A 10352-nucleotide genomic window follows, 5' to 3' on the forward strand; every position below is an offset into this window, starting at 1 on the left:
CTCCTGGGTACCCGTGAGGCGCTGCGGGAGGGTGGCCGGCAATCCATGACCGTCACCGTCGACCGTCTCGACGCCCGCACTTTGGGCATCCTTATCGCTCTCTACGAACGCGCCGTAGGCTTCTACGCTTCGCTGGTGGGCATCAACGCCTACCACCAGCCCGGGGTGGAAGCGGGGAAACGTGCCGCGGCAGGGGTATTGGCGCTTCAGCAGCAGGTGGTGCATCGCCTGGAGACCGCCACCGCCCCCCAAACTGCGGAGCAAATCGCCACCGCTTTGGGCGAGCCCGACGCCGTGGAGACCGTTTTCCACCTCCTCGAAGGGCTGGCGGCCAACGGGCGGGTGGAGAAAGAGGCGGGGGAGGATCCGTTCGCGGCGGTGTATAGCTCTTCCTGACAAGCCCCCCCGCCCATGACGCTGGAGCGTCTCCCCGGGTTCCCACGCTGGAGCGAGGGAACGAGACTTACTGGGTTTCTTACGGGGCCTTCTTCGGATAGGCCCAGGTCAGCACCGCCAGGCCCAAGAACGCCGAAACCACCGAAGCGGCCAGCACACCGAGCTTCGCCTGGTCCAACTCGGCGCCGCCGCCGAAGCCCAGGGCGGCGATGAATAGGGACATGGTGAAGCCGATGCCCGCCAAGAATCCAGCGCCGAGGATGCCGCGGAAGGAGACCCGGCTGGGGAGCGCGCCGGCTCCCGTGCGCACCGCCAGCCAGGCGGCGCCGGCGACCCCGATGGGCTTGCCCAGCAGCAGGCCGAGGAAGGCACCGAGGGAGATGGGCGCGGCCAGGGAGGCGTCCGCCGAGAGGGTGAAGCCGGCGTTGAAGAGAGCGAAGACGGGCATGATCACATAGGCCACCAGCGGTGCCATGTCGTGCTCCAGCTCGTGGAGCGGGCTCTGGGCTTTCTGCACCAGGCCCTCCAGGTGCTCCATCTCCACTTCCTCGTGCTCGAAATCCTTCTTCAGGAAGAGCTCGGCCAGGCTCTCCTTGACCTGCTGGGGCGTCATCTGGCGACGCATGGGGATGGCCATGGCCAGCAGCACGCCGGCTACCGTGGCGTGGACACCGGATTTGAGCATGAAATACCACATCACGATGCCCAGGATCGCGAAGACCCGCAGCTGGTGGCCACCGAGGCGGGCGTAGACCAGGGCGGCAGCCCACAAACCGAGGGAGATGAGCAGATAGCTCCACAGCATCCCTTCGGTGTAGAAGACCGCGATGACCAGTACCGCCGCCAGATCGTCGACGATGGCCAGGGCGGTGAGAAAGACCTTGAGGGCGATAGGCACCCGATCCCCCAGCAGGCTCATGATGCCCAGAGCGAAGGCGATGTCCGTGGCCATGGGAATGCCCCAGCCGCCGATGCCCGCACCGCCCCAATTGACCGCCGCATAGATCATCGCCGGCACCACGATGCCGCCGAGGGCCGCCGCGATGGGCAGCGCCGCCGCGCGCCGGTTGCTCAGCTCGCCCACCAGCAGCTCGCGCTTGATCTCCAGGCCCACGAAGAGGAAGAAGAGGGCCATCAGGCCGTCGTTGACCCAGTGGATCAGGTGCTTGTCCAGTCCCCAATCCCCAAAACCCACGCTCACCGACAGCTCCTTCAGATGCTCGTAGGCCTCGTGCCAGGGGGAATTGGCCCAGGCGAAGGCGACCGCTGCCGTGATCACCAGCAGGATGCCGCTCGCACTCTCGCTGCGAACAAAGGATTGGAATGGCGAAAGCAACCGCTTCGCTTTGGTCAACACCATGATTTTCCCCCTGTAGCCCTCGGTCTTCCGATCATCGAGGCGAGATCTTATCGCGAGCGTTACCGAAGCAGGTGGGCTGTTAGCCCTCCCAGGCCAACTGCTGAAGGATCGCTCTTTTTCTCGATCAAATCAGCCGTCTCCTTTGATCGGGACTCCGACCTTGCCGGCGACCCTCGTCGTGTCCTTCCGCGGCGCGCAACAAAAGCGTTTTACAACAAGACTGTTTTGCCGCAGGGGTGTCCCGGGGCCGAGGAAGGCTTCCGCATCGGTACAATGACTCGCCGGGCCGCTCTTGGATCTGCGGGAAGGCTCGGGAGGAGACGAAGATGCGTTTGGGGATCGATTTCGGCACGACGCGCACCGTGGTGTCAGCGGTGGATCGGGGCAATTACCCGGTGGTGAGCTTCGACACCGGCGGGGACGGGGAGCAGCCCTGGTATCCGTCGCTGCTGGCGGTGCGGGGGGACCAGGTGGAGGCCGGCTGGTCGGCGGCGGCGCTGCGCTTCCATGGCGGCTGGACGGTCCTGCGCTCCCTCAAGCGACTGCTGGTGGACGCCGGCCCCGAGACCATGCTCGAGGTGGGCGGCCGCCGCTGGCACGTCATCCACCTTCTCGGCCGCTACCTCGACTGCCTGCGCCGGGATCTGCTCTTCGGCTCGAATCTGGGGGCGGACGAGGACGAGACTCTGGAGGCGATGATCGCGGTGCCCGCCAACGCCGCCAGCGGCCAACGCTTCGTCACCCTGGAAGCCTTCCGCCAGGCCGGCTTCGAGGTGCTGGGGATGATCAACGAGCCCTCCGCCGCGGGCATCGAATACGGCCACCGGCACACCACCAAGAGCGGCCGGCGGCGCAAGGAGCATCTGCTGGTCTACGACTTCGGCGGCGGCACCTTCGACGCCTCCATCATCCGCATCGCTGGCCGCCACCACGAGATCCTCGCCAACGAGGGCGTACCCCGCCTCGGCGGCGACGACTTCGACGACCAGCTGCTGCGCCTGGCCCTGGAGGAAGCCCAGCAGCCGGAGCCGGAGGAGCTCACCCCGGCGCAGCGGCTGGTGCTCTTGGAGGAGTGCCGGGAGCGCAAGGAGGGCCTGCACCCCAACACCCGCAAGGTGATGGTGGAGTTGGAACCGGCGCTGCCGGGGGCCGGCGAGGTGACGGTGTCGGTGGAGGCGCTGGAGGAACGCTGCGCGCCGCTGATGGAGCGCACGGTGCAGGCGGTGGAATCGGCGGTGGCCCGCGGCGAAGAAGCCGGAGGGACCTCCTGGGATCAGCTCGCCGGGGTCTACCTGGTGGGCGGCGCCAGCGACCTGCCGCTGGTGGGGCGCCGGCTGCGGGAGTTCTGGGGCCACCGGGTGCGCCGCTCCCCCCACGCCCGCTTCGCCACCGCCATCGGCCTCGCCATCACCGCCGACGGCGCCACGGACTACACGCTACGGGAGCGCTTCGGCCGCCATTTCGGCGTCTGGCGCGAGGCCCGGGACGGCCGCGAGGTGGCCTTCGACGCCATCTTCCCCAAGGGCGCGCCGCTCCCCGCCGCCGACGAGCCGGCGCTGGTCTTCAAGCGCCGCTATCGCCCGGTGCACACCATCGGTCATTTCCGCTATCTCGAGTGCACCGAGCTCGACGACCACGGCCAGCCCCGGGGCGGCCTGACCCCCTGGGCGGAGATTCACTTCCCCTTCGATCCCCGCCTGCGGGAGGTCCAGAATCTCCGGAATCTCTCCATCGAGCCCCTGGATCTGCCCGACGATCTGATGATCGAGGAACAATACGCCTGCGACGCCCACGGCGTGCTCCAGGTCACCCTGAGCAACACCACCCACGGCTACCGCCGCACGTATCGATTGCGCTGACCCCTACCCCCGTCGCTGCTCCACCAAATGCCGCAGCTCCGGCAGAATCAGCTCCTCCATCGCCAACCGCACCGCCTTCACCGACCCCGGCAAAGCGAAGAGGAAGGTGTCGCCGGCGAGGCCGGCGGTGGCGCGGCTCAGTAGGGCGGCGCTGCCCACCTGTTGCCAGCTGAGCATGCGGAAGAGCTCTCCGAAGCCCGGCAGGGGCTGATCCACGAGACCTTCCACCACCTCCACCGTCACGTCCCGCCGCGAGACGCCGGTGCCACCGGTGAGGACGATGGCTTCGAGCTCCGGCTGCGCGAGCCAGGCTTCGAGGCACGGGCGGATGCGGGCAGGATCGTCGGGCACTAGGTCGGAAGCCACCACCCGATGACCGGCGTCCTGGAGCGCCTGGCGAATCGACGCGCCGCCCTCGTCGGTCTCCTCGGTGCGGGTGTCGCTCACCGTGAGCACCGCGCAGCGGACGATGCGTCCGCTGGCGGCGGCGCGGTGTTCTTCGACAGAATTCGAGGGTTCCTGGACGGAATCGCTCACCAGCCTCAGCCCTCCAGGTCCCGCAGTACCCGCTCCACGTGGCCCTTGGCGCGGACGTTGCGGTAGGCCTTCTGCAGGGTGCCGTCGGCGGCGACCAGGAAGGTGCTGCGGATGATGCCCTGGTAGACCCGGCCGTAGTTCTTCTTCTCCCCGAAGGCGCCGATCTGGCTCAGCAGCTCGGCGTCGGCGTCGGTGAGCAGGGGGAAGGTCAGGTCGTATTTGTCGATGAAATTGCAGTGGGATTTGGCGGAATCCTTGGAGATACCCGCCACCGCGTAGCCGTGCTGCCGGAAAGTCTCCAGCTGGTCGCGGAAATCCTGGGCCTCGACGGTGCAACCCGGAGTGTTGTCCTTGGGATAGACGTAGAGCACCAGGCCGGTGTCACCGGTCAAATCCTTCAGGGAGCGCTCTTTGCCGTTCTCGTCGGGAAGTTGGAAGGGGGGAAACTGGTCGCCCTCTTGAATCATCGAAGTCTCCTCTATTTGGGTTCTCAGCCTCGCCGTCGAGGCTGCGTACAAGCTTGAGACTAGCTCTCCTGAGATCTTGGCGCTACCTGTGCCGAGGCCTGAGCGGATGCAACCCAGGACACGGCCTCGGTGTACCTGTAGTTGACGGAGGCGGGCTTTTTGACCATGCTGTATGGTCTCTTGGCGCCGAAGATTTCGGCGCCAGCGGCCGAAGCCAGCGCCATCCCGGCTTCCCATCTCGTTCCCAGGGTCCCTTCCTTGGGGCGGTTCATCGGGTGGCTTCTTCCGAAACGCAGCACGGCTCGGGCCCGTTTCCTCGGTGGATTTCAGGGTTCGGCAGACCCGCCGGTCCGGCGGTCTTATCCAAGGGTTCTCAGGATCGGCTCGATAGGGCAGGGTAGGTATTTATGACGTCATTGGTCATCGTGGAATCGCCGGCGAAGGCGAAGACCATCTCTCGAATCCTCGGCAAGGACTACTCCGTGGAGGCCAGCTACGGTCACGTGCGGGATCTTCCGGAGAGTGCCGATCAGATTCCCGAGAAGGTCAAGAAGGAATCCTGGGCGCGGCTGGGGGTCAACGTGGGAGAGGACTTCGCGCCTCTCTACGTCGTACCCCAGGACAAGAAGAAATACATCACCCGCCTGCGCCAGGCTCTCAAGGGAGCCGACGAGCTGCTGCTGGCTACAGATGAAGACCGCGAGGGCGAGAGCATCAGCTGGCACGTGGTGGAGGTGCTCAAGCCCAAGGTGCCGGTGCGCCGCATCGCCTTCCACGAGATCACCGACGACGCCATCAAGGCGGCCCTCGCCAAGCCCCGGGAGATCGACGAGAACCTGGTGCGGGCGCAGGAGAGCCGCCGCATCGTGGACCGCCTCTACGGCTACCAGCTGTCGCCGGTGCTGTGGAAGAAGGTGCGCACGGGCCTGTCCGCCGGCCGCGTCCAGAGCGTGGCGGTGCGCCTGTGCGTGCTGCGGGAGCGCGAGCGCCAGAGCTTCCGCTCGGCGACCTATTGGGACGTCGAGGCGGAATTCGTCAAGGATGCCGTGCACTACACCGCCCGGCTGTCCAAGGTGGACGGCCAGAAGGTCGCCAGCGGCCAGGACTTCGACCCCGACACCGGTGAGCTCAAGAAAGGCGCCCGGGGGCTGTGGATCCGCACCGAGGAAGAGGCCCAGGCGCTCATCGACGGCTGGGAGACCCCGTTTACCGTCACCTCGGTGGAGAAGAAGCCCCAGAAGCGCCGCCCGGCGCCGCCCTTCACCACCTCGTCGCTGCAGCAGGAGGCCAACCGCAAGCTGCGCTTTTCCGCCCGCCACACCATGCGGGTGGCCCAGCGGCTGTACGAGGGCATCGACACCGGCGGTGACCGGGTGGGTCTCATTACCTACATGCGGACCGACTCCACCACTCTGTCGGAGAAAGCTTTGAAGGATGCCGTGGGGGTGATCAAGGATCGCTACGGTGACCAATACACCGACGGCCCCCGGCGTTACGCCACCAAGGCCAAGGGCGCTCAGGAGGCTCACGAGGCCATTCGCCCCACCGAGCTCTCGCGCTCGCCGGAACAGGTCAGCCGCTACCTGAATCGCGACGAGCAGCGTCTCTACGAGCTGATCTGGAAGCGCACCCTGGCGAGCCAGATGGCCGACGCCCGGCTGCTGCGCACTTCGGTGGAGATCACCGCCGCCGGCGCCGACGGCGACGGCCTGTTCACCGCCACCGGCATGGCGGTGCAATTCCCCGGTTTTCTGCGCGCCTACGTCGAAGGCTCTGACGACCCGGCGGCGGAGATCGCCGACCGCGAGGTGGTGCTGCCGGAGCTCGACCGCGGCGATCGCTGCAATCCCCGCTCGGTGGAGCCCAAGGGCCACGAGACCCAGCCGCCGGCGCGCTACACCGAGGCCAGCCTGGTCAAGAAGCTGGAGGCCGAGGGCATCGGCCGGCCGTCCACCTACGCCACCATCATGGACACCATCCAGAACCGCGGCTACGTGGTGAAGAAGAGCAATGCGTTGGTGCCCACCTTCACCGCCTTCGCCGTCACCAAGCTGCTGGAGTCCCACTTCGCCGACTATGTCGACACCGACTTCACGGCGCGCATGGAGCAGCAGCTGGACGACATCGCCGGCGGCAGCCTCGATTGGAAGGCTCACCTCCAACAGTTCTACTTCGGCGACGGCCCGGAGCAGCCAGGCCTCGAAGGGCAGATCGCCCGCGAGCAGCCGGAGATCGACTACCCCGCGGTGGAGATCGGCAGCCACCCCGGGACCGGCAATGCGGTGGTGGTCAAGGTCGGCCGCTTCGGCCCCTATCTGCAGACCGAGTCCAAGGACGGCGAGCGCGTCTCCGCCTCGCTGCCGGACGACCTGGCGCCGGCGGACCTGACCATCGAGAAGGCCGTGGAGATGCTCGAGCAGTCCAAGAAGGGGGCCCAATCCCTGGGCGAGGATCCGGACACCGGCAAGCCCGTGTACCTGGCTTCCGGCCGCTTCGGGCCCTACGTGCAGCTGGGGGAGACGCCGGAGCGCGGCTCCAAGCAGCCCAAGCCCAAGCGCGCCTCTCTGCCCAAGGGCGTGAGCCCGGAGGAGGTAACGCTGAAGGCGGCGCTCAAATGGCTGTCCCTGCCCCGCACTCTGGGGGAGGATCCCGACGGCGTGGAGGTGGTCGCCGCCTCCGGTCGTTACGGTCCGTTCATCAAGCGCGGGGACGACACCCGCTCGCTGACCGAGAACGACGACGTCTACGCGGTGACTCTCGAGCGCGCCCTGGAGCTCCTGGCCCAGCCCAAGACCCGCGGCCGGCGGGCCACCCGCACGGTGCTCCAAGACTTCGGCAAGGACGACGCCGGCAACACCATTCAGCTCCTCGACGGCCGCTACGGTCCGTACATCACCAACGGCGAGCTCAACGCCTCGCTGTCCAAGGGTGCCGATCCTCAGGCCCTGACCCGGGAGGAAGCGGAGCGCATCCTGGCGGAGCGGGGCAAGGCCCCCAAGCGGCGCCGGGGTGGAGCCAAGAAGGCTGCGGGCAAAAAGGGCGGTACGAAGAAGAAGGCTGCGAAGAAAAAGACCACCAGTCGCAAAACCGCCGCCAAAAAGTCGAAATAGTTCCACCCTGCAGGGATAGCGTGTCGTTGTCCAAGGGCGGGCACCGCTGGTCGCCCGCGGCGCCGTTCCTGCGGATCATCCAGATTTCTCGTTCTTGCGCTTTCAAGGAGGTCTCGACATGACCATTCAAATCGGAGAATCCATCCCCGCCGCCGAGCTCGGCGTCATGACCCCCGACGGTCCCAGCACTCTGAGCACCGAGGCTATCTTCACCGGCAAGAAGGTAGTCCTCTTCGCCGTGCCCGGCGCCTTCACCCCCACCTGCAACGACCGCCACCTTCCCGGCTTTCTCGAACAGGCGGAAGCGATTCGCAGCCGCGGTGTCGACTCCATCGTGTGCGTCGCGGTGAACGACACCTTTGTCATGGACGCCTGGGGCAAGGCCACCGAAGTCGGTGACCGCATCCTCATGCTGGCGGACGGCAACGGCGACTTCACCCGCGCCCTGGGCCTGGAGATGGACGCTAGCGCCTTCAAGATGGGCGAGCGCTCGCGGCGCTACGCTGCCATCGTCGACGATGGCAAGGTGCTCTACCTGGGGGTCGAGACCGGTCCCGAGGTGCGCGCCAGCAGCGCCGATGCGGTGGTGGCGGAGCTCGACAAGCTCCAGTAAGAAGCTCCTGGCCGGCGCTCGAGAAGTCCGCGCACGATCGTCCGAGAGATCGTACCGGATTTGAGGTTTTGCCTCTTTGCATCGATCACAAAGCCCAATCATCCAAAATCGCTTTCGGTTAGACTGAGGGCAGGTTTATCCTGAACTCTTGGGCCATTACCTCTCAGCCGGTACGACCGGGAAGGAGATGAAATGCATTTTGGATTTGGAACCTATGGCAGCGCTCTATCTGGCAGGGCCGTGACCGCCCTCGCGCTGCTTTGCGCAGTGGCTTGGCTGATGCTTCCGGGACCGCAGGCTGTCGCGCAGCCATACTCGATCGACAATCAGGGGCTCACGGCGAACGTCTCGGCTTCGTTCGATCCCACGGCGGTGGTCGAGGCGGTAGTTGCCGGCGGAGAAGAGCTTCTCGGCTCGCCGGTCGTGGTCGATCCCCGGGACTTCACGCCGCGGGGGGACGACATGTTCTTCCGAGCCGTCGACTCGTCCACCAAGATCGGCTTCTTCGTCACCGACGGCACCGAGGCCGGGACGCGGCTGCTCGCCGGTGGGCTGGGGGACTTTAACGACTCCACGATGCCGGAGAACCTGGTGCCCGTCGGTCCCTTCGTCTACATCGCCGCGCGGCGCGTCGGCGGCGGCACGGAGCTTTACCGCGCTGACGGGACCCTGGACGGTACGGTGCGGGTCACCGACATGGCCGGCGGAGCCCTCGAGGACATGATTTACGTAGGCGGCGAGCTCTTCTTCAACCTCAACAAATTCCCCGACGGCCGCGAGCCCTGGGTGAGCAACGGCACCCCCGCCGGCACCAACCTGCTGCTCGACATTCGTTCCGGGAACCTAGGCTCGAATCCTTTGGATTTCGCTCCCCTCGGCTCCTCGGCGGTCTTTTCAGCCTACAGCGATGACGAGGGTCCGGAGCTGTGGATCAGCGACGGGACGCCGGCGGGGACCTCCCTCGTCGCCGACCTCGAGCCTGGCATGTTCGGTTCGCAACCCGAGGATATGTTCCCTGCTTTGGGCAAGGTCTTCTTCCACGCCAGCGTTCACCCCTTCGGCCGCGAGCCTTGGGTGACCGACGGCACCGCGGCGGGTACCGTCATGCTCGGGAACATCTACCCCTTCTTCACCACCCTTCCCGGGGGTCTCGACTTCACCGAGGCGGTGGGGAAAGTCTTCTTCGTCATTGACGACTCCGTCCACGGTTACGAGCCGTGGGTGACCGACGGCACCCCCGCGGGGACCCAGATGCTCATCGACGTCAACCCGTCGGCGGGAGGCTTTGTGCCGCGTCTGCTCGGTGAATACGACGGCAAGATGTGGTTCATCGCCTACGACGGGGCCGACAGTCAGCTGTGGTCCACGGACGGCACCCCGGGGGGCACTGTGCCGGTCTACACCTTTGAGCAGCTCGCCGCCAACAACATCCCGCGCCAGCCTGCCGTGGAGTTCGACGGCCGCTTCTACTTCGCCGGCTGGAGCTCGGCGGAGGGGCTCGAGCCGTGGGCCACCGACGGCACCGCCTTGGGTACCGGCCCGGTTCTCGATCTGAATCCGGGGGCAGCCTCCTCCTCTCCGGAAGATTTCGCGGTGGCCGGCTCGCTGCTCTACTTCAGCGCCGTCGACTCCGGCGGAGACCGCGAAGTGTGGACGCTGCCCGCAGACGATCTGATCTTCTTCGACAATCTGGAGACCGGTGACGCTTCCCTGTGGGATAACGAAACCCTCCTGGGCGGTACCACCAGCTACAACGCCGCCGCCGCCGACCGCGGCGAGACGGGGTTGGAGATCGGTCTGGATGCCAGCAACGACCGCGCCTTCCTCACCGACGAGACGCCGGATGGGGAGGACTTCTACCGCGTGCGCTTCCGCTTCAATCCCAACTCCATCACCCTGGCGGAGAACAAGCGCTTCAAGATCGTCAGCTCCCGCGCCGACACCGGCGAGCGCCTGTTCCAGACCATCGTGCGTTGGCGCATGGCGGAAGGCTTCTCCATCCGCGCCAAG

At 66.5% G+C, this 10352-nt stretch carries 8 protein-coding genes; 5 read left to right on the plus strand and 3 right to left on the minus strand.

What is annotated here, in order from left to right; all coding sequences use genetic code 11:
- A partial coding sequence (gene pgi, locus SX243_22590; GenBank protein ID MDY7095773.1) for a glucose-6-phosphate isomerase occupies positions 1-396 on the plus strand: 396 nt, incomplete at its 5' end.
- 79 nt (positions 397-475) lie between these two features.
- On the opposite strand, the gene nhaA is transcribed toward pgi, so the two are convergent.
- Entirely contained in the window at positions 476-1756 is a 1281-nt protein-coding gene (gene nhaA / locus SX243_22595) for a Na+/H+ antiporter NhaA (protein MDY7095774.1), read from the minus strand.
- A 326-nt stretch (positions 1757-2082) separates the two neighbouring features.
- Between nhaA and SX243_22600 the strand changes: the two genes are divergently transcribed.
- Positions 2083-3615: an Hsp70 family protein gene (locus tag SX243_22600; GenBank protein ID MDY7095775.1), complete on the plus strand. Its 1533-nt coding sequence runs from the start codon at positions 2083-2085 to the stop codon at positions 3613-3615.
- A gap of 3 nt (positions 3616-3618) precedes the next feature.
- Here the strand turns inward: SX243_22600 and SX243_22605 are convergent, their stop codons facing one another.
- Positions 3619-4152, minus strand: coding sequence for a MogA/MoaB family molybdenum cofactor biosynthesis protein (locus SX243_22605; GenBank protein MDY7095776.1), 534 nt, complete (start codon positions 4150-4152; stop codon positions 3619-3621).
- 5 nt (positions 4153-4157) lie between these two features.
- Complete coding sequence (locus tag SX243_22610) at positions 4158-4619, minus strand: peroxiredoxin (protein MDY7095777.1); 462 nt, start codon at positions 4617-4619, stop codon at positions 4158-4160.
- Between the two features lie 407 nt (positions 4620-5026).
- Between SX243_22610 and topA the strand changes: the two genes are divergently transcribed.
- The 3 genes from topA to SX243_22625 all read left to right on the plus strand — a co-directional run.
- Entirely contained in the window at positions 5027-7729 is a 2703-nt protein-coding gene (topA, locus tag SX243_22615; GenBank protein MDY7095778.1) for a type I DNA topoisomerase, read from the plus strand.
- 118 nt (positions 7730-7847) lie between these two features.
- A complete protein-coding gene (locus SX243_22620; protein MDY7095779.1) occupies positions 7848-8342 on the plus strand; it encodes a peroxiredoxin in 495 nt (164 codons plus the stop codon).
- 372 nt (positions 8343-8714) lie between these two features.
- On the plus strand, positions 8715-10352 hold a 1638-nt coding region (locus SX243_22625), incomplete at its 3' end, for a hypothetical protein (protein ID MDY7095780.1).

The organism is Acidobacteriota bacterium, from assembly GCA_034211275.1.
Classification (GTDB): domain Bacteria; phylum Acidobacteriota; class Thermoanaerobaculia; order Multivoradales; family JAHZIX01; genus JAGQSE01.